The organism is Halopolyspora algeriensis (genome assembly GCF_003337235.1).
GTDB classification, from domain to species: Bacteria; Actinomycetota; Actinomycetes; order Mycobacteriales; family Pseudonocardiaceae; genus Haloactinomyces; species Haloactinomyces algeriensis.
Genome location: NZ_QPJC01000002.1, coordinates 1 through 19,472, shown reverse-complemented (window position 1 = coordinate 19,472; position 19,472 = coordinate 1). Strand labels below are relative to the sequence as shown.

Sequence of the window (19,472 nt, the reverse complement as noted above, 5' to 3'; positions counted from 1 at the left end):
CACCACGCGGCCTGCCGTACACACTGTTCCCGCTCCGCTGGCACCGCGGACGGTTCAGGGTCGTGGTGATCGGCGACACCGGGTCAGTCCGGAGGTTCCGAGTATCTGCCCACATGCATGTCCTGGGCATCGAGATCCTGCTCGATCGCGGGGGACTCCTCCTCGGATTCCTCCTCTCCCACTCGGTGCTCCGGCGTCCCGAGGGCACGTTCCTCGAGTGCCTCCACGGTTTCCTCCGGCTTGTCCTGCGGATCGTCGGGGATCGCGCGTGCGTCGTCGTGCTCGCCGTTGCTCACAAGTGCCACATCCTTCCCCACCTCGGCGGCCGTACGTCGAAGCCACGCCCACAGAGGCATAGCCACTACCGGCACCGCCTACTCGGGTTTTCCGGGCCCGTGAGCAGTCCGACAGTCCCCGGCGTGGAACCGAGCGCGGTCCCGGAGGGCCGCCACGGTCGCCGGCAGCCCTCCGGGTGCCCCTCACGTCACGCGCGCGCCCGGCGGGACACCAGGCGGTAGAGGACCAGCAGGATCAACGATCCGATCACGGCCCAGACGAAACTCGTGAGGTTGAAGCCGGACACCCCACCGCTGTCGAAGACCGAACTGCCGAGCCACCCTCCGAGCAGGCCACCGAGGACTCCGACGATGATCGTCACGAAGATGCCACCCGGATCGCTGCCCGGGAGAACGAGCTTGGCAATGGCACCTGCAATCAAACCGAACAGGATCCAGCTGAGGACACCCACCGATTACTCCTTCCTTCACTCCACGGGCGCACAATTCGAAGAAAGGCGAAGAGCACATCAGCCCGTTTTTTTCCGATCAGCGCTGTTCCTGCTGATCACACGGGAATCACCGGGGCAATCCACCCGTCTTTGGCGGCGATCCACTCGGCACTGCGGTTCCAGCCGGCAGCACGAAGTTGACTGTCCGCCCGGGACAATTCGGACGCCGGGAACAGTTCCCGATCCGCGACGGAAGTCCCTCGGTCGTCGCGCACGACGATCCGTATCTCCTGGCCGGCGCCTGCGGTCAACAGATGTGCGGTGTTGGCCATACTGATCGGTACCTCCTTGCACAGCACCCCACTGGGAATGCGGGCTCGATGTCGTGATTCCGCAATACCCAAAAACGTGAAGCCGTATGCAAGTGCCGCAGGAATCACTCGCCGTGATCGCGCGTGTCGATCCACCAACTCCGCAAGGCCCGCTGTGCCGGCGCCGTGGCGATGCGGTCGGCGACTGCTGTCCTCGCCGACGACACCTCACCACTCGAGGAGGTGCTGCTCAGCCGACCGGCTCCACACTGGGGATCCCGTTGGGCGGCGGCCCCGGGTTCCTGCCCGTGTACTCGGTGATCTCGGCCTTGCCGTTGTCGGTGACGAACACGGGGCTGAGCTTCTCCGTGGAGTTCCCCGCGAGTCGGGACACCTTCACCCCCGCCATTCCCGCGTGCGAGTCACCCGAGTAGCGGAACGGCGCGAGCCCCGGCCCCTGCAACTCGGCCCCGACCTTCTCGAGTGCGGCGACGAGTCCGTCCCGTGTCGGGTCGGGCCCGGCCGCTTGCAGGGTCTGCACGAAGGTGTAGGCCTCGGCCATGCCGTAGAGGCGGAAATTGGTGAGCTCGCCCTCGCCGCCATGGGCGTCCCACACCTGCTGCCACAGCTCGACCCACGGGTCGTCGGCCTCCTCGACCCCGGCCAGGTACTCGGTGGTGATGACCCCGTCGAGCATGCTCGCACCGCTGACCTCGCCCTTGGAGAAACGGCTGAGCAGGGAGCCGACCAGCGCGGGGTCGGAACCGACGTTGCTGTAGAACCACTGCGGCCGGTAGTTCAGCTTCAGCGACGCCAGCTGGCTCAGCGCCGTGTAGGAGGGCACGTTGAAGCCGAGCACGAGGTCGGCGCCGGCTGCCTGCAGTGCCGCGATCTGGGGCGCGACATCGGTGTTGCCCGACACGTAGCGCTGCGCGGCGACGACCTGATCGCCGAGGTAGGCCCGCGCTCCCTTCTCGCCGTCGTCACCGAAGTCGTCGTCCTGCAGGAACAGCCCCACCCTGGCGTTCGGCATGTTCCGGTGCACGTACCGGCCGATGATCTTGCCCTCGACCTCGTAGTCCGGCTGCCAGCCGAAGGTGTAGGGATTCTTCTTCGGCTGGTCCCACAGCAACGAGCCGGAGGAGACGAACAGGTCGGGTACACCCTCGCTGTTGAGAAAGTCGAGCACCGCACTGTGCGGCGCCGTTCCCAACCCGCCCACGATGGCGAACACCTGATCCTGCAGCACCAGTTCGTTGACCACCTGACTGGTGTTGCTCGGGTTGTAGGCATCGTCCCGGAAGATGTACTCGATCTTGCGGCCGTTGACTCCCCCGTGGGCATTGACGTAGTCGAAGTAGGCTTTGGTGCCGGTGGGGATGTCGCTGTACCCGGGCGCGGCGACACCGGTCAGCGGGAAATGCGCGCCGATCTTCACGGTGTTGCCGGTGATGCCGACCTCCGAGGAGCCGCCCGGGCGACCACCGGCGCCGCACGCCCCGAACAGGGAGCCCGCGGTCGCGGCCGCGAGTCCCCATCCTCCGGCCCGCAGCAGATCACGGCGTCCGATGTGCTTGTTCATGTCCGACCTCCTGGCTCGGTGGCATCCGTCGTGCTCGGTTCCTCGTCCATCCGGTGTGTGTTCGCCGGCTGCTGCGCGAAGCGCCGGCGCGGCCGGGCATGCCACAGCGCGCGGGCGATTCCCATCGCCCCGCCCGGGGCGAGCAGCATGACCGTCACGAGCACCACGCCGTAGGCCAGCGGCGCGAGTTGAGCGGCCTGCACACCGGTCAACCCGGCCTGCATTCCGAGCCCGGTGACGGCCGGCGGCAGAAAGACGAGCAGGGCGCTGCCGAGCAGCGCACCGCCGAGGCTGCCGAGCCCGCCCACCACCACGGCGGTGAGCAGCGACAGCGACAGCACGATGGTGAAGCCGCTGGGTGCGGCGAGCCGCACGACGATCCCGAGAACCGCCCCGGCAAGCCCCGCGCATGCGGCGCTGACCACGAAGGCCAGCACGCGGAGCCGCCCGAGCGGCACCCCGGCGAGCTCGGCGGCGACCTCGTCGTCCCGAATCGCCCGCCACACCCGCCCGTAGCGGCTCGCGACGAGATTCGACAGCAGCAGCAGAACCGCGAGCAGCGTCAGCCAGCCGATGTAGGCGAAATACTTCGCGCTGCCTGCCTCGTTGGCGAACAGGAAGTAGATCACGTCGGCGAACCAGTCCGGCGGCCGTGGCGAGCTGATCTGCAGGCCCTGCTCGCCACCGAACACCCCGTCGAAATGGATGGCCAGCCCGGGCACGCCGATCGCCAACGCCAGGGTCGCCCCGGCCAGGTACGGGCCGTGCAGCCGAGCAGCCGCCGCACCGACCACCACGCCCACCACCGCGGTGACCGCGGCGGCCGCGAGCATCGCCAGTGGGAACGGTACGACGCCGGTGTTCAGCAGCAGCCCCATGGCGTACGCACCGACCGCCATCAGGGCGCCATGGCCCAGCGAGATCTGCCCGTTGAGTCCGGTGAGCACGGTCAGCCCGGCGGCGGCGATGGCGTAGTAGGACATCGTGGCCAGCTGCGAGTTGCGGAACGGGTCGGTCAGCTCGAGCAGCAGCACCACCACGACCAGCGCGGCAAGTACCAGCAGCAGGTTGCGCCCCAGAGTGGAAGCGGGGAGTCGGCGACGCACGCCGGCAACGAGGGAAACCATCACACCTGCCTCACAGCAGTCCGGCTGAACAGGCCGCGCGGGCGCACCAGCAGCACCGTGACCAGGATGGCCAGTGCTGCGAGCGCGACCAGCTCGCTACCCAGGTAGCCACTGACAACGGACAACGTCATCCCCATGACCAGACCGCCGACGACCGCTCCGACCGGACTGTCCAGACCGCCGAGCACGGCGGCCACGAAACCGTAGACGATGACCGCGTCCATATAGGCCGGAAACACCAGGCTCCCGCCCGCGATGAGCAGTCCGGACAGCGAACCCACCATCGCGGCCAGCGCCCAGCCGAGCGTCAGCATCCGCCCCACCGGCACCCCGAGCAGTCGGGAAACCTCCTGGTTGAACGCCGAGGCCCGCATCCGCAACCCGACATCGGTGAACCGGAACAGCGCGACCAGCGCCAGCATCACCACCACGACCGCTCCGATCGCGAACAGGTTGAACGGGGTCAGTGCGATGTTGACGCCGCCGACATCGAATCCGTGCAGCCCGAACGGGGCCGGGAAGGAGCGGTAGGTCGCGCCGAACAGGATCGCCGCGAGGGCCTGCAGCGCCACGAACAGGCCGAGGGTGACGATCACCGCGTTGAGCTCCGGCCCGCCCTCCACACGGCGGATCACCAGGCGCTCCACCAACGCGCCGAGCAGCAACCCGGCCAGCAGCGCGACGGCGAACCCGACCCAGTAGGACCGGCCGCTTTCGATCAGGGCGAGTGCGATGTAGGTGGTGAACATGCCCATCGAGCCCTGCGCGAAGTTGATGATCCGCGTGGAACGCCAGATCAGCACGAGTGCGAGCGCGAAGGCCGCATAGATCGCGCCTTGGCTCAGCCCGTTGAGCGCGACATTGAGAAACTGTTGCATGGTGCGCCGATTCCTCCCGGCAATTCCCTCGATGAGCGGTTCCGACATGGTGGTCGCGGCGCCGCGTGGGACGGCGGTGGGAGCAACCACCCCGGCAAATCCTTGGAACTGTTCATCTAGAAACCGAGGTATGCGTGCCGCAGGTCGTCATCCGCGGCGAGCACCGCGGCGCTGTCGCCGGCCACGACCCGACCGAGGTTGAGCACGAACCCGGCATCGGCGATGGACAGCGCACTGCGTGCGTTCTGCTCGACGAGCAGCACCGTCATCCCGTCGTGGTCGACCAGCTCGCGCAGCACCCCGAAGATCTGCGCGACGATCTGCGGGGCGAGCCCGAGAGAGGGTTCGTCGAGCAGCAGCACCTCCGGCGCGCACAGCAGTGCCCGGCCGATGACGAGCATCTGGCGCTCGCCACCGGACAGCGAGTGCGCGTCCCGGCGCCTGCGCTCGGCCAGGACCGGAAACAGGGCATAGACCTGTTCCAACCGGTGACGCTGCCTGCGGCGCGCCGTACCGAGCAGGTCACCGAGCCGCAGGTTCTCCTCCACGGTGAGCTCGGTGATCACGCCGCGCCCTTCCGGTACCTGGGCGATACCGGCCCGCGCGATCGTCTCGGCCGAGGCACGGGTGAGTTCCCGGTCACCGAGAAGCACCTGCCCCGAACTGGTGGGCACCAACCCGGAGACACTGCGCAGCAGTGTCGTCTTCCCCGCCCCGTTGGCACCGAGCACGGCGGTGATCCGGCCGCGCTCGGCACGGATCGTCACGCCGTCCAGCGCCGTGACCGGACCGTAGGAGGCGGTGAGGTCCCGGACCTCCAGAGCGGCCGTCTCAGTCATCCCGACTCCTTTCCGGGGATCGGGCGTCCTCACCCAGGTAGGCGTCGATGACGGCGGGATCGTCCCGGACCTCCTCCGGAGTTCCGGTGGCGACCACCCTGCCGAAGTCGAGGACGGTGATGCGGTCACAGATCGACATGACGAGGTCCATGTGGTGGTCGACCACCACCACGGACATGCGCGTGGCGAGTGTGCGCACGAGTGCGCCGAGCTCGGTGATCTCGTCATATCCGAGTCCGCTGGCCGGCTCGTCCAGCAGCAGCAACTCCGGTTCCGCGGCGAGAGCCCGGGCCATGGCGACCCGCTTCTGCACGGGATAGGGCAAGCTCGCGGGGAACCGGTCGGCGTAGGAGTCCGCATCCAGCTCGCGCAGAGCGGCCATCGCGATCGCGCGCAATCGCCGCTCGTCGGTGTCCGACCGGGGCAGGGCGAACAGCGCCGAGAGGAAGCCGGCCCTGCGGCGATGGTCGGCGCCGACCATGACGTTGTCGACGACACTGAGGCCTGGGAACAGCCCGACTCCCTGCAGCGTTCGCGCGATGCCCATCCCGGCGAGCCGGTGCGGGCGCAGCTCAGGGATCGCGCTGCCGCGCCACGTGAGCCGTCCGCTCGACGGCCGCACGAAGCCGCAGCAGACGTTGAACAGCGTGGTCTTTCCCGCGCCGTTGGGCCCGATCACGCCGTGCACCCGATGCGGTGCCACCGACAGTGACGCGTCGTCGAGGGCCACGAGGCCACCGAACCGCACGGAGACACCCTCGGCTTCGAACAGGGGGCCGCTGCCGGGTGAGGCGCCCGCCGTGCCGGTGTTCGAGCGATGCGTGTCGGGCTGCTCCGGCGATGCCATGCTCCTCCTCTCCGCATTCCTCGGAGGGTGACTGCGACCACGATCCGAGCTCCAAGATTGCGGGCAGGGACCGGGCCGGAGCCATAGGCGCAGCGCCCAAACATCTTTTCCGATTCTGGGCGCTGCGCCCGTAGGGATATGGACACCCGGGCCGGTGCATGCCATCGTTCGGTATGCACATACCGACGGGTCGGTCTGCTGCTCGTCCCCTGCCCGCCTCCGCGGCGGAAGCGCTGCTCACCTTGAGTCACGTGGTACTCGACGACCTCGACGATCTGGCGGATCGGCTGACGCAGATGGTCCTGAAACGCGAACCGTCCTATGCGCAGCTCGACCTCGTGGCCCACGAGGAACTCCGCAACGGCCTCCGCAGCAACGTGCAACGCGGTCTCCAGTCGCTGGCCGGCGATGTTCCGCAAGGTGCCGACCCGCAGGACGTCTCCCGGGAAACCGGGCGCCAACGAGCCCGCCAGGGAATCCCGCTGGAAGCGGTGCTGCGGGCCTACCGGCTGGGCGGCCGGATGATCTGGGAGGCTCTGCTGACCGCCTCCCGCGAGCATTGCGCGGGCGAGTACGACGGCGTGCTGCTGGACGCGGCAGGCAAGGTGTGGCGGATGATCGACAGCAGTTCCTCCGCCCTGACCGAGGCCTACCGCGAGGAGGAGGCACGGGTGCGCAGCCAAGAGCTGGACCGGCGCAACCTCTTCGTCACCGCGCTGCTCGAAGGTCGCGGCGACGAGCCGGGGCTCGCTCGGGAGGCGGCGCAGACCCTGGGACTTCCGGAGGACGGCCCGCTGCTGTGCCTGGTCGCGCCGGTCGACTCGCCCCGCGACGAGCCGCTGCACGCACCACACGACGTGCTCGCCACGCGCGGGTTCGTCTCCTCCTGGCACGTCCGGCCGGCCGCTGTCGCCGGGCTGGTCGCACTCGGCGACCGCTCCGTCACGGAGGTACTCCGGGCATTGGAACCGGCCGTGACCGGCCGGGTGGGGGTCTCTCCCGTGATCGACGGGCTCGCCGAGGTGGGCATCGCCTACGGGATGGCCGAAACCGCCGCGCACACGCTGCGCGAACCCGGCCTGGCCACGCTCGACGACCGGTTGCCGGAAGCACTGCTGCTGCGCAGCCCGGAACTGCTACCCCGGCTGCGCCGGGTCGCCTTCGGGAAGCTGCGCGACCTCCCCGAAGCGGACCGGCAGGTACTTCTCGGCACGCTCGAGGCGGTGCTTGCCTGCAGTGGCTCGGCGACCCATGCCGCGCAGCGGCTGTACTGCCACCGCAACACCGTCCTCTACCGTCTTCAGCGCATCGAGACCCTGACCGGGCGCAAGGTCGCGGATCCACGGGACCGGATGCTGCTCACGCTCGGCCTCATGGCCGGGCCGGAACGCTGATCGTGTGGGACCCGGCCACGGCTGCACGGCCCCCGGCGTCGACACCACCGACCCGCTGCGTTCAGTCGTGCAGGAACGTCACCATGCCGACGACGGCCGCCTCGACCATGCGGGACAGCGTCGGCTCGATCTCGGGCGCGAAGAAGGGCGAGTGGTTGCCTGCCACGCTGCTCGGGATCGTACCGGCGGCCTCGGCTTTCGCGTACAACTCGGGATCCGTCCCGCCGATGAACCAGAAGCAGTACGGGGCACCGGCTGCTTCCCCCAGCACTCCGAAGTCCTCGCTGCCCATCAGCAGCTGTCCCTCACCGACGCTGTCGGGGCCCCAGAACTCGCCGAGCGCGGTCATCACCCGGGTGGTGGTGGCCTCGTCGTTGACCAGCCTCGGAAAGGTCGACAGCTCGGTGATCAGCGGCTCCGGCGCGCCGGACGCGGCGGCTTCGGCCGTGATGATGCGCCGCAGCGAGTCGAGGACCCGCTCGCGCACCTGCTCGTCGAAGGTACGCACGTTGACCGTGAACATCGTCGAGTCGGGGATGACGTTTTCCTTCATCCCACCCGCGATCCGCCCGATCGTCACGACGGCCGAGTCCATCGGGTCGACCTCGCGCGCGGCGATGGTCTGAATCCGGGTGATGGTGTGCGCGACCTGAACGATCGGGTCGACGGACAGATGCGGTTGGGAACCGTGCGCGCCACGCCCGAACATCGTCACCTGCCACGAGTCGGCCATCGACGCCGACGTGCCGGTCCGGTACTGCACGGTTCTCGCAGGCTCCGGGCCGACGTGCTGGCCCAGAACCACGTCGGGCCGCGGTGCGCGATCCCAGAGCCCGTCGTCGACCATCGCCCGGGCACCTGCGGCGATCTCCTCTCCCGGCTGGAAGATCAGTACGATCGTCCCGGACCAGGCGTGCCGCGACCGTGCCAGCAGCGTGGCGCTGATCAGCAGTGACGCCGTGTGCGTGTCGTGGCCGCAGCCGTGCATGACCTGCGTCTCGGTTCCGTCCGCCAGCACACCGGTCGCACTCGAGGCGTAATCGAGCCCGGTCTGCTCGGCGATCGGCAGCGCGTCGGTGTCGGCGCGGAACGCGACGACCGGACCCGGACCGTTCTCGAGGACTCCGACGACTCCGGTCCCGCCGCACCGGAAGGTCGCAACACCGAGCTCCGCCAAGTGCGACTCGATCAGCCGCGCGGTCTCGTGCTCCTGCATCGACAACTCGGGGTGGGCATGCAGATGCCGGTAGAGACCGTGCAGGCTGCTGCGCACGTCGTCCAGCCCGGCGAGCACCGTTTCGGCGGCGGTGCGGGCGGTGGTGTCCGGAGAGGTCATACCGCTACCTCGCTTTTCTCCTCTTCGGCCGTGGATTCGGTCTTGGTGCGCAGCAGCACGGACAGCGTCACGGAGGCGACGGCGCACACGGCCATGGCGTAGATCGATGCCGAGGACACGAGGGGCACCAGCACGAAGACCCCCGCCGCACCGCACAGGAGCGCGATCACGACAGTGCGACGCTGCCCCGCCGACATCACTGCTTGGATGAGCACCGGCCCGAAGATCGCGGGCACGACGTACTCGAAAACCTGCTGGATCGAGGTCGGGATGGTCGCCACGATCCAGCTGCCCAGGAATCCCACGAACACCAGCAGCGACAGCAGGTGCACCAGGGCCGCACCGACGATGGCGGTGACCGCCGTGATCTCGGCCTTCGCCGTACCCTGCTTGGCGCCGACGACGTTCTGCGCCGCCAGCGCCGAGGGCAGCAGCTTGTTGGAGATGTTGCCGATCATGAAGGCCTGGTAGGTGGCCGCGGGACCGAGCATCGGATAGTAGGTGATCGGCTCGGCGATCCAGATCACCGCGAACACGGCGGCGATCGACAACCAGGCCTGCAGGACCGGGCCCCAGCCGGGCCAATAACCCAGGCCGAACATCAGATACGTCGGCCCGGCCAGCGAGATCACCAGCGCGGCGAGCATCGTGGCCCGGCCCCAGCGGGACGTGGTGCGGTGGAACAGGTCGATCGGGGCGGTGGTGGACATGCGGCATGGCTCCTTCCCCGCGGATGCCGCGTCAATCGGAGGGCGTCGTCGGCGGGCAGCACGGCGACCAGCACAGTGAGCATGGGGTCGACGCTCGTTGCGCCGGTCGGTGTGTCGAGCTCACAGAGTGATGCCGGCCGCGGTCAGGGCGACGACCATCGCGATGCCGAGGGACCACTCCTTGAGCCAGCGCACCTTCAGCCGGGCGCCGGCGAGCTGGAGACCGAGCATGGCGGCGGCCCCGGTGACGAAGGTGACCAGATGCGTCCGGGATTTCTGCATCTCGTCCAGTCCCAGATAGGAGAACGCGGCGATCATCGCCGCACTGGGCACGATGGCCATGATGGCCGGGTTCAGCGCACGGATCCTGTCGTCGGTACGCCGGAGCAGCGGAGTGAAGATCAGCGTGCTGACCATCCAGGCCGCACCACCGACACTCATCGTGAACAGCACGAGAGCGAACGCCGCGTTGTCGTATCCGGCACCGCCGAGTTCGACCCCGGCCGTTTCGGCCGCCGTACGCGCGGACAGTGTCTCGAAGGCAGCGGAACCGATCAGCCCGATGCGGGCCAGGACCGCAGGGGTGCCGAACACCGACAGCAGACTGATCGCGACGAACACCACGGCCAGCGAGGGGCCCAGCGCGGAGACGGCACCCGTCCGGAAGGCGGCCACGAGTTCGCCGTGACTCATCTCCGCCGCGGGCGCCGCGCGCTTCGCAGCGCGCAGGTAGACGACGGATTGCACTGCGATCACCACGAAAACGCCGAACACCGCAAGCCACAGGATCGGCGAGTGGGCGATACCTGGAGTGTTCACGTGGGACCTCCGGTAACGGTCGATGGGAGTGTCCGGCCAAGGCCGGACCTCACCCTGGACGGGTGCTTCGGCTCAGTTCCCGAGGAGTATGCCGAACCTGCAGACGGTGCCTTGATATCGCAGGAAAATTTCGTTGGAATATGCACGGTGCAGGATTCTTCACATCTGGACGAGACGGATCTCGCTCTGGTGCACGCGCTGCAACTCCAGCCCCGCTTCCCCTGGTCCCGACTGGCTCGCGTCCTCGACGTCGACGCCTCGACGCTCACCCGGCGCTGGTCGCGGCTGACGCGGGAGGGCTTGGCGTGGTTCAGCTGCTACCCGTCCGGAAGCAAGGACTGGACCGGGCACGACTGGGAGGCGCACGCGTTCGTCGAGGTCGAATGCTTTCCCGGCCACCGCCAGACGGTCATGGACGAACTGGCGGGCAAGGCTCGCGTGTGGAACATCGACGCCACGTCCGGACGGCGCGACCTGATGCTGACCATGGTCGCGCCGAGCATCGTCGATCTCGACGAGGAGGTCGACACCTCCGTCGCCACGATTCCCGGCGTGCGGGCGACCCGGACGCACTTCTTCCGATCGATGATCCGGGACGGCTCCAGCTGGCGCCTCAACGCCCTGTCCCCGGAACAGCGGCACGCGCTGACACCGACGCCCACCCGCGACGGCGCCTCCCGCCCGGGCCCGCGGGATCTCGAACTGCTGAGGATACTCGGACCGGACGCGCGGATTCCGGCTGCGACCGTCGCCGAACAACTCGGGTGCTCACCGAGCACGGCAGGCCGGTGGATCACGCGCGTCGTCGAGTCCCGGTTCGCCGCGATCCGGTGCGAGATCGCGCATTACGTGGCGGGGTGGCAGGTGGCGGCAACACTGTGGCTCGACGTCCCCCAGCACGACCTGAAATCGGTCGCCGCCGCGATCGCACGGCTGCCGGAGATCCGGCTCTGCGTCACCATCGGCAGCGAGGCCAACCTCGTCGCGCAGATCTGGCTGCACCGCCTCGAACATCTGGACCGGTTCGAGATGCTGCTCACCACGAGGTTCGCCGGAACCCGCATCCTCGACCGGTGGATCACCCCGCACTTCGCCAAGCGGCTCTGCCACCGCATCGGGCACGACGGTCGCCGGACCGGCTTCGTCTCCCCCTTCGCCACGGTCTGAACGTGCGAGCACCGGCGAGTTCCGGGAACTGTCAGCCCCGACCGAGGAGAGGCGGGGCATGCGGTGGACCCAGTCGGTCGCCTGCTCGTAGGCGTAGCCGAGTTCGAGGACCTCCGGATCCACGTTGTTCCTGCCGATGATCTGCACCCCCATCGGCAGGCCCTTGCTGTTGGAACCCACCGGCACACTCAGCACCGGATGGCTGGTGAGCGACCACCCGGCACCGGTTTCCATCCAGCGGTGGTAGGTGTCCCCGTGCCGCCCGCCGACCACCCAGACCGCCTCCGGCTTCCCCTGCCGACGCGGGGCGGGATCGGCCATACAGATCGAACAGGGGCGCAGACCGTTCCGCCTGCACCGGCAACCACGGCGCAGGCGGAACGGCACGAGAAGATCACGTGGCCGGGTGGGCGGAGGGGAACCGGGGCGAACGTTTCTCGCGGAGCGCCGCGACCCCCTCGGGGACGTCGGGCCCCATGAAACCCAGCATCTCGTAGGCGGCGGACTGGTCGAAGATCGGCCCGGCGGTCTTGAGCCAGTTGTTGAGGGCGCGCTTCGTCCAACGAATCGCCAACTGGGAGCCCGTGGCCAAGGTCTCGGCGACGGACAGCGCCTCGTCGAGTACCCCGTCCCGGGGTAGTGCCTTGGTGACCATGCCGATGCGTTCGGCTTCGGCGCCGCTGAGCATCTCACCGGTGAGCAGGTAGTAACGGGCCTTGGCCATCCCTGCCAGCAGCGGCCAGACGATGGCCGCATGGTCTCCGGCGGCGACACCGAGCTTGACGTGGCCGTCCCCGAGTCGGGCGTCCTCGGCGCAGATCGAGACGTCGGCCAGCAGTGCCACGACCAGGCCCGCGCCGACCGCGGCACCGTTGATCGCCGAGACCACCGGTTTCTCGCAGTTGATCATGTTGTAGACGAGGTCGCTCATCTCGGAGAGCATGTGCGCCACTCGCTCGTGGTCGCCGGCCATGCGTTCGACCATGTCCAGATCACCGCCGGCGGAGAATGCCTTGCCCGCGCCGGTGACCACCGCAACTCGCGTGTCCGGGTCCTCGGAGACGTCCCTCCAGACCCGAGCCAGCTCGGTGTGCATCTCCTCGTCGGTGGCGTTGTACTTGTCCGGCCGGTTCAGGGTGATCAGCAGAACACCGTTGTCGCGGTGCTCGAACGTCAGCTGTTTGTAGTCGGAGTATGTCACCGAGTGGCTCCCTTCGTCCGGGGTGTCTCGCTGGTGCCGGCCGGTTCCGTGCCGGTGAACAGCCCCTGCGCGTAGTCCGAGGCCGCCTGTTGGCGTGCCTTGTAGTGCACTTTCTTACCCGTGGCGGTCACCGGCAGAGCGTCGACGAGCCGGTAGCCGCGGGGGCGTTTGTATGCGGCCAGCATGGGGTGCCCGCGGCAATGCCGGTCGCAGTCGTCGGGGGTCAGAGCATCCTCGGCGGGCACGACATAGGCCACCACCAGCTGCCCCCACTGCTCATGGGGGATACCGACCACCATCGAATCGTCGATGCCGGGGTGCTCGTTGAGTGCCTCCTCCACCTGCACCGGATGGATGTTCTCCCCACCCGAGACGATCATGTCGTCCTTGCGGCCGACGATCGTCACGAACTCCTCGGAGTCCCAGGTGGCCAGATCACCGATGTAGAGCCACCCCTTGTGGAACTTGGCCGCCTCCTGCTCCGGCGCGTTGGCGTAGGCGTAACCGCACTTCGGTGACCGCACGATCACCTCGCCCACTTCCGCATCGTCCTTGGCGACCGTCTCGTGCGGACTCGCCAACCGATCGTCGAACACCTTCACCACCGCGATGTCGTCGTCGGTGCACGCCCTGCCCGCACTTCCCGCGTGCTCGGGAAGGTCCGCCGGACGCAGGAAACTGTTCCAGAACGCTTCGGTGGTTCCGTACCCGTTGAAGATCCGCGGGCACAGGATCTCCTGATAGCGAAGTGCTGCCTCACGCTCCAGCGGCGCGCCCATCGTGACGATCCCGCGCAAACCGGACAGATCCCTCGGCCGCGCGGACTGCACATTCGCCAGCATCGCCAGGTTCGTGGGCGCACCGATGAGGAAGGTGATCCCGAATCGCTCCACGTAGTCCAGACACAGTTCGGGATCGAACGCCCGCATCGGCACGATCTGGGCACCCAGGTAGAACGCCGGGTTCGGCCCGCCTGCGTACAGGCCGCCGCGATGGAACCACGGCGTCATGTTCAGCGTGCGATCCTCCGGGGTGAGCAGGAAGTGCATGATCACGTCGTGCGCGGTGAAGATCTCGATCACGCTGTTCAACGGCACTCCCTTGGGCATTCCCGTGGTGCCCGAGGTGTAGAGCCTGGTGGTCTCCTCGTAAACCGTGCCCGACACGGTCGGCGGCGGTCCCTCGGAGGCGAAAAGCTCGTCGAACCGTGCCACCGGACCACCGTCCGGACGCGATGGCGCTTCTCCCCCACCGACGGCCACGACAAGGTCGGGCCGGTGCTCGGCACGTTCCAGTGCCTCCGATGCAGTCTCGGCCAGCGCGGTGTCGTAAACGAACACCCTCGGGCGGCTGTCGTCGAGGATGAACGCCGTCTCTCCCGGGGAGAGCCGGAAGTTGATCGGCGCCCCCACCGCACCGCACGCCTGGGTGGCCAGATACAGCTGCGCGAACTCCGGTGTGTTGTAGAGCTGGTACACGACCACGTCGCCCGGTCGCACACCCGCTTCGGTCAGGCCGACGGCCAACCGGTCGACTCGGGTCCCCAACTCGGCATAGGTCCAGCTCGTGTCGGTCACCGGGCAGTGCATCGCCACACGGTCGGCATAGCGGTGCGTGTTGCGCCGGAAACCGGCGAGGTAGGTGAACTCGCGCTCGAAGAACTCCCGGTACGCCGCCGGGTCGTAAGTCGTCATGTTCCCGCCCTCCTCGTCGAGATCGAAACAGTCGGGACGCTGAGCACGGAGATCTCAGCTCATGGTGAGGCCACCGCTGACGCTGACGGTCTGTCCGGTGATGTAGCCGGCCTCGTCCGAGGCGAAGAAGGCCACCGTGTTGGCGAGGTCCTGCGGATCACCGAGCCGGCGGAACGGGATGGCCTTGGTCAGCGATTCCCGGAGTTTGGGGTCGTCCCCACCGATGGAGGCGAACAGTTCGGTGTCGGTCGGTCCGGGGCACACGCAGTTCACGGTGATCCGGTGCCTGGCCATCTCGCGCGCGATCGTCTTGGTGAAGGAAACCACGCCACCCTTTGCTGCCGAGTACACCGCCTCGCCGGAGGAACCCACGCGGGCGGCATCGGAGCCGAGGTTGACGACGGAACCGGAACCCTGCTCCACCATCAGCGGCAGAACCGCCTTGGTCGTGTTGAGGGTGCCGACCAGGTTGATCGCGATGATGCGTTCCCAGTCGGATTCACGGCTGTCGAGAAACGGTTCCGCCTTGTCCCAGCCCGCGTTGTTGACGAGCACGTCGATCCGTCCGAATCGGCTCCTGACGTCGCCGACCAGAGCCTCGACCGACTCGGTGGAGGCCACGTCGGCACGCAACCCCACGGCCTTGCCCCCGATCGCATGGGCGGTCGCCACCGCGGAGGCTTCATCGACGTCCGAGACGACGACGGTGGCCGCCTCGGCGGCGAGTTTCTCGGCAATGGCCCGGCCGATCCCGCGGCCCGCTCCGGTGACCACGGCGATCTTGTCGTCCAGTCGTGTCATGGTGCGTTTCCCTCCCGATGTGTGCAGGCCCGACTCGTATGGCGAACGGCGGGCGCGACTCGTGCCGAGAACGTGGTGCTGACGCCGTTTCACGGAGCCAGAGCGCGCCCCACTCGTTCCCGGGCGATGACGAGCTTCATGATCTGGGCGGTGCCGTCTCCGATCTGCAGTCCGAGCACGTCCCGCAGGCGTTGCTCCAGCGGCAACTCGGTGCGGTAGCCGTACTGACCGTGCAGCAGCAGGCAGTTCTGGACGACGTCGAAGGCCGTCTTCGGCGCCCACCACTTGCACATCGCGGCCTCCGCGGTATGCGGCTGCCCCTGATCTTTCAGCGACAGAGTCCGGTAGCACAGCAACCGGGCCGCCGACAGCAACGTTTCGGACTCGGCCAGCGGGAAGGACACTCCCTGAAACGTGCTCAACGGCTGGTCGAAGGCTTCCCGCCTGCTGACGTACTGCCAGGTCTCGTCCACGGTGACCTGGGCAATGCCCAGGCATTGCAGCCCGATCAGCGCCCGGCTGAAGTCGAAGCCGCGCATCACCTGGGTGAATCCCCTTCCTTCCTCCCCGAGCAGGTGATCGGCGGGGACCCGAACGTCGTCGAGGTGTACCTCCCCACGGCCGACGGCTTTGGTGCCCATGTCCGAGCAGAGCTCCCGGGTGATCCTCTCGGAGTCCAGCGGAACGAGGAACGTGCTGATCCCCTTGCCGCGACGCTGCTGCTCGCTGGTGCGCGCGAAGACCACGACGGCGGCCGCCTCGTTGCAGAAGGACAGGGATTTGACGCCGTTGAGGACGTACTCGTCGCCCTCGCGCCGGGCTCGCAGTTCCGGCATCCCGGCATCGGACCCCGCGTGCGGTTCGGTCAGTCCGATGCCGACGATCCGCTCCCCGCGGCAGATCGCAGGTACCCAGTCGGCCGCGACATCGGCTCGGGCGTTGTCGACGAGGATCTGACCGACCAGGGAACCGACGATCTGCAAGTACGCCACGGAGAAGTCCCCGCGAGCGACCTCCTCGACGAGGAGCCCGGAGGTGATCCGGTCGAGATCGCGCCCTCCCAGCGCAGCCGGAAGTTCGGGGGCGATGAAGCCGTGCTCGCCCATCTCCAGCCGTACCTCCGGCTCGATGCGGCCCTGCTGTTCCCGCGCTTGGTATCGCGGAGCGAGTCGCTGCTGCGCGAAGCACCGTGCCGCATCACGCCACTGTTCCTGTGCCGGCGACAGCGTGAATTCCATCGCTTGTGCTCCTGGTGATGGTCGAGGTCATCTCGGATCGCCGAGACAGATCGGGGAGGTCGATGGGACGAACAAGGACTCACTTGCGATGAATCCATATTCACTTATGATGAAGAATGATTCATCAAGTTCGACGTGTCAAGGGACACACCGACAGCGGTGGATACCGACCCGCGGCGATGTGCCGACCGAACCTTTTGTGACTATGGACCCGCAATCGATGTTCATGGAGATCACGTGCCCTCGCGCCCTCGCTCACAAGCCCAGGACCCGGATGAGGCGGCCCGCGCGGCCCGCGCCGAATGGCGCAGCAGGCAGCTGCTGGACGCGGCGGCCCGACTCATGGAACGGGACGGCTTCCACGGCGTCTCCATGCAGGCCCTGGCCGAAGAGGCCTCCGTCAGTGTCGGCTTGATCTACCGATACTTCGGCGGCAAGGACGACCTGCTGCTGGCCGTGATCGTCGACGTGCTCGAGGCGTTCGCAACTCGGGTACCCTCCGCGGTCGAGGAAGCGGGCAACGACCCGGTCGAGCGGATCGCGGCCGCATTTCGCGCCTACTGCGACGTGATCGACGAACACCGGCACGCGGCGGTTCTCACCTACCGCGAGAGCAGGACCCTCGGCTCCGAAGGGCGCAACAAGATCAAGAGCATGGAAATCGACACGAGCGAGCCACTACGTGCCGCGATTCGCGACGGCGCAAGCTCAGGGCTCCTCATCGCAGTCGATACCGAACTGGTGGCCCACGATCTCCTGCTGATGGCCCACGGCTGGGCCCTCAAACATTGGTACCTCGAGCAAACACTCCGGTTCGACGACTACGTCACCAAGCAGACCGCGCTCGTACTCAACGCGATCGTCGAACCACAGCACCGCCCCCATTACCGCCATCTTCTCGCCACGCACTGACCCGCTTGCCGAAGCTTCGCGCCCTGCGTCCGAGGAAAGAAACCACCTATCGGGGCGGCGGCGTTCGTGGGGTCTCGGAACACCGGCCGGCCAACCAGATGAGCAGTGCCTGCCACAGCACGACACCGCCGAGCACGGTGGCCCAGACCGCAGGCCTCGCCTGCACCATCGATGTCGGCAGCAGCAACGCCGCCGAGCAGAGAGCGAGGACGCCGAGCACCCAGACGCCCAGAGCGCTGCGCACGTAGCGAGCGGTGGTGCTCACCCGCACGGTGATCCCCAGTTCGCGCAGGTCACCGGCTGGATGATCGCGCAGCATCCGCCGTCGTGAGCGGTACACCACGGTCTGCGGATACCGCTCGGCGAGCAATCGCTGAATCCGGTGGGACGCCCCCGGCCACAAGCGTGCGCGCGTGGGCACGGTGACGGCTTCGATCCGGGCACCGGCAGCCCGAAAACCGTCTTCGCCGAGGATGATGCGGCCTCGCGCGGCGATGACGGCGCTGACATCACCGAATCCGGAGGAACGGGTGGCCCTGCTGGGGTGGTACCACCCGTACAGGCCACAGCCGCACTCCGCATCCGGCGCCGCGTGCTCGGAACCCTGCCCGCAGGTCGCGCGTTCGAGCCGAGCGTCCCACGGGCCGCAGTCGGCATGGACGGGCGGCCACAGATTCCCGCCGGTGAGCAGGAAGCGCCGGTACCCGCGCAACTCCTGCGGCACCAGCGCAGGCGGCCCGCCGAAGCCGACGGGACCGCTGCTCACTCCGATGCCCTCGCCGATGTCTCCACCGGTGGGGTCGACTCGGGAGCCGAAGGAGTCCGATCGGGATCAACAGGTGAGCTCCCGGGGACGGGTTCGAACTCCACCTCGCGTCGTTCGGCACCGATGTCGCACATCTTCAGCCTCCTGCCACTGCCCCGCAGAGATCCCGTTCCCCCGCGGGATCGACTCGTCACCACGCTGCGGTGATGGGCCGCAAAGCTCCACCACGGCGCTTGCGGCCATGGTGCGCGCCGAAGCGTGCGGCCGCATCCCGGGCGACCGGCACGACTTCCCGCATCGAAGAGCTGCTCGCCGGGCTCACCCCGAGCAGCACAGCCGAAAGCCGAGCCCGGGCATCGGGAAACGGTGAGCGTGCGTACGATCCCGCCGGTGTCACTCGAACCGGGTGGTGTCGCCGGCGCCCCGGCGGATGATCTCGGGTTCCTCATCGTCCGAGAAGTCGATCACCGTGGTGGGCTCGGTGCCGCAGTCACCGGAATCGAGCACCGCGTCCACATCGTGATCGAGCCGCTCCTTGATCTCCCAGCCCTGGGTCAACGGCTCGTCCTGATCGGGCAGCAGCAGCGAGCTCGACACCAGCGGCTCGCCGAGCTCGGACAGCAATGCCTGAGCGGTGGCATGATCGGGAATCCGGACACCGACGGTCTTCTTCTTCGGATGCAGCAGCCTGCGCGGCACCTCCTTGGTCGCCGGGAGGATGAACGTGTAGCTGCCCGGCGTCGACGCCTTGATCGCGCGGAAGACCACGTTGTTGATGTGCACGAGTTGCCCCAGCTGTGCGAAGTTCTGGCACACCAACGTGAAGTGGTGCCGGTTGTCGAGGCGGCGGATCGAGCGGATCCGGTCGATGCCGTCCTTGTTGCCCAGTTGACACCCGAGGGCGAAACAGGAGTCCGTCGGGTAGGCGATCAAACCGTCGGCGCGGACGATGTCGACCACCTTGCCGATCGCACGCCGCTGCGGGTTCTCCGGATGCACATCGAAGTACTTCGCCATGCACCGAGCCTAGATGAATGATTCCGTGAAGCTGGTGTTAGTGGTCGTAGGCGATTAGTGATCGTTTGCGGGGTGTGTCGGTGGCCCAGTTGTGCCAGATGCCGGC

General features: G+C 67.9%; 20 protein-coding genes. 3 read left to right on the top strand and 17 right to left on the bottom strand.

Annotation, left to right across the window (positions count from 1 at the left end; translation table 11 throughout):
* Window positions 1-83: 83 nt before the first annotated feature.
* From DFQ14_RS03455 to DFQ14_RS03420, 8 genes are all read right to left on the bottom strand, one after another.
* The gene (locus DFQ14_RS03455; protein WP_141921338.1) at window positions 84-305 is read right to left on the bottom strand and encodes a hypothetical protein; all 222 of its coding nucleotides are present in this window, start codon (window positions 303-305) and stop codon (window positions 84-86) included.
* Between the two features lie 179 nt (window positions 306-484).
* On the bottom strand, window positions 485-748 hold the full coding sequence (locus tag DFQ14_RS03450; RefSeq protein ID WP_114451610.1) for a GlsB/YeaQ/YmgE family stress response membrane protein: 264 nt from the start codon (window positions 746-748) through the stop codon (window positions 485-487).
* A gap of 95 nt (window positions 749-843) precedes the next feature.
* The gene (locus DFQ14_RS03445; protein ID WP_114452083.1) at window positions 844-1,059 is read right to left on the bottom strand and encodes a hypothetical protein; all 216 of its coding nucleotides are present in this window, start codon (window positions 1,057-1,059) and stop codon (window positions 844-846) included.
* 229 nt (window positions 1,060-1,288) lie between these two features.
* Window positions 1,289-2,620, bottom strand: a complete 1,332-nt coding sequence (locus DFQ14_RS03440) for an ABC transporter substrate-binding protein (protein ID WP_114451609.1) — start codon at window positions 2,618-2,620, stop codon at window positions 1,289-1,291.
* Window positions 2,617-3,747, bottom strand: a complete 1,131-nt coding sequence (locus tag DFQ14_RS03435; protein ID WP_114451608.1) for a branched-chain amino acid ABC transporter permease — start codon at window positions 3,745-3,747, stop codon at window positions 2,617-2,619. The genes DFQ14_RS03440 and DFQ14_RS03435 overlap by 4 nt, the downstream gene beginning before the upstream one ends.
* A complete protein-coding gene (locus DFQ14_RS03430) occupies window positions 3,747-4,625 on the bottom strand; it encodes a branched-chain amino acid ABC transporter permease (RefSeq protein ID WP_114452082.1) in 879 nt (292 codons plus the stop codon). The genes DFQ14_RS03435 and DFQ14_RS03430 overlap by 1 nt, the downstream gene beginning before the upstream one ends.
* Window positions 4,626-4,741: 116 nt before the next feature.
* Window positions 4,742-5,464 (bottom strand): ABC transporter ATP-binding protein, encoded by a 723-nt coding sequence (locus DFQ14_RS03425; protein WP_114451607.1) that lies wholly within the window; start codon window positions 5,462-5,464, stop codon window positions 4,742-4,744.
* Window positions 5,457-6,311 carry an ABC transporter ATP-binding protein gene (locus tag DFQ14_RS03420; RefSeq protein WP_114451606.1) on the bottom strand — a complete coding sequence of 285 codons (855 nt, stop codon included), beginning with the start codon at window positions 6,309-6,311 and terminating at the stop codon, window positions 5,457-5,459. Before DFQ14_RS03420 ends, DFQ14_RS03425 begins: the two co-directional genes overlap by 8 nt.
* 173 nt (window positions 6,312-6,484) lie before the next feature.
* Between DFQ14_RS03420 and DFQ14_RS03415 the strand changes: the two genes are divergently transcribed.
* Window positions 6,485-7,705, top strand: coding sequence for a PucR family transcriptional regulator (locus tag DFQ14_RS03415; RefSeq protein WP_114452081.1), 1,221 nt, complete (start codon window positions 6,485-6,487; stop codon window positions 7,703-7,705).
* A gap of 61 nt (window positions 7,706-7,766) precedes the next feature.
* Here DFQ14_RS03415 and DFQ14_RS03410 read toward each other — a convergent pair whose 3' ends face one another.
* The 3 genes from DFQ14_RS03410 to DFQ14_RS03400 form a co-directional block, all read right to left on the bottom strand.
* Window positions 7,767-9,041, bottom strand: a complete 1,275-nt coding sequence (locus tag DFQ14_RS03410) for an amidohydrolase (protein WP_114451605.1) — start codon at window positions 9,039-9,041, stop codon at window positions 7,767-7,769.
* Entirely contained in the window at window positions 9,038-9,751 is a 714-nt protein-coding gene (locus DFQ14_RS03405) for a hypothetical protein (RefSeq protein WP_114451604.1), read from the bottom strand. The genes DFQ14_RS03410 and DFQ14_RS03405 overlap by 4 nt, the downstream gene beginning before the upstream one ends.
* Before the next feature lie 120 nt (window positions 9,752-9,871).
* A complete protein-coding gene (locus tag DFQ14_RS03400) occupies window positions 9,872-10,570 on the bottom strand; it encodes a DUF5058 family protein (protein ID WP_246195649.1) in 699 nt (232 codons plus the stop codon).
* Between the two features lie 147 nt (window positions 10,571-10,717).
* Here DFQ14_RS03400 and DFQ14_RS03395 point away from each other — a divergent pair, with 147 nt between their 5' ends.
* Window positions 10,718-11,737: an Lrp/AsnC family transcriptional regulator gene (locus DFQ14_RS03395; RefSeq protein ID WP_158546642.1), complete on the top strand. Its 1,020-nt coding sequence runs from the start codon at window positions 10,718-10,720 to the stop codon at window positions 11,735-11,737.
* 394 nt (window positions 11,738-12,131) lie between these two features.
* On the opposite strand, the gene DFQ14_RS03385 is transcribed toward DFQ14_RS03395, so the two are convergent.
* The 4 genes from DFQ14_RS03385 to DFQ14_RS03370 form a co-directional block, all read right to left on the bottom strand.
* Window positions 12,132-12,938, bottom strand: a complete 807-nt coding sequence (locus DFQ14_RS03385) for an enoyl-CoA hydratase/isomerase family protein (RefSeq protein WP_114451601.1) — start codon at window positions 12,936-12,938, stop codon at window positions 12,132-12,134.
* Window positions 12,935-14,632 (bottom strand): class I adenylate-forming enzyme family protein, encoded by a 1,698-nt coding sequence (locus tag DFQ14_RS03380; RefSeq protein ID WP_114451600.1) that lies wholly within the window; start codon window positions 14,630-14,632, stop codon window positions 12,935-12,937. The genes DFQ14_RS03385 and DFQ14_RS03380 overlap by 4 nt, the downstream gene beginning before the upstream one ends.
* A gap of 54 nt (window positions 14,633-14,686) precedes the next feature.
* Window positions 14,687-15,433, bottom strand: coding sequence for an SDR family NAD(P)-dependent oxidoreductase (locus tag DFQ14_RS03375; protein ID WP_114451599.1), 747 nt, complete (start codon window positions 15,431-15,433; stop codon window positions 14,687-14,689).
* Window positions 15,434-15,522: 89 nt separating this feature from the next.
* Entirely contained in the window at window positions 15,523-16,671 is a 1,149-nt protein-coding gene (locus DFQ14_RS03370) for an acyl-CoA dehydrogenase family protein (protein ID WP_114451598.1), read from the bottom strand.
* 237 nt (window positions 16,672-16,908) lie between these two features.
* On the opposite strand from DFQ14_RS03370, the gene DFQ14_RS03365 reads away from it, so the two are divergent.
* Window positions 16,909-17,583, top strand: coding sequence for a TetR/AcrR family transcriptional regulator (locus tag DFQ14_RS03365; RefSeq protein WP_246195648.1), 675 nt, complete (start codon window positions 16,909-16,911; stop codon window positions 17,581-17,583).
* Window positions 17,584-17,629: 46 nt separating this feature from the next.
* Here the strand turns inward: DFQ14_RS03365 and DFQ14_RS03360 are convergent, their stop codons facing one another.
* Together DFQ14_RS03360 and DFQ14_RS03355 are read right to left on the bottom strand one after the other, a co-directional pair.
* Window positions 17,630-18,349: a hypothetical protein gene (locus tag DFQ14_RS03360; RefSeq protein ID WP_114451597.1), complete on the bottom strand. Its 720-nt coding sequence runs from the start codon at window positions 18,347-18,349 to the stop codon at window positions 17,630-17,632.
* A gap of 393 nt (window positions 18,350-18,742) precedes the next feature.
* Window positions 18,743-19,366, bottom strand: a complete 624-nt coding sequence (locus tag DFQ14_RS03355; RefSeq protein ID WP_114451596.1) for an L-threonylcarbamoyladenylate synthase — start codon at window positions 19,364-19,366, stop codon at window positions 18,743-18,745.
* Window positions 19,367-19,472: the final 106 nt, after the last annotated feature.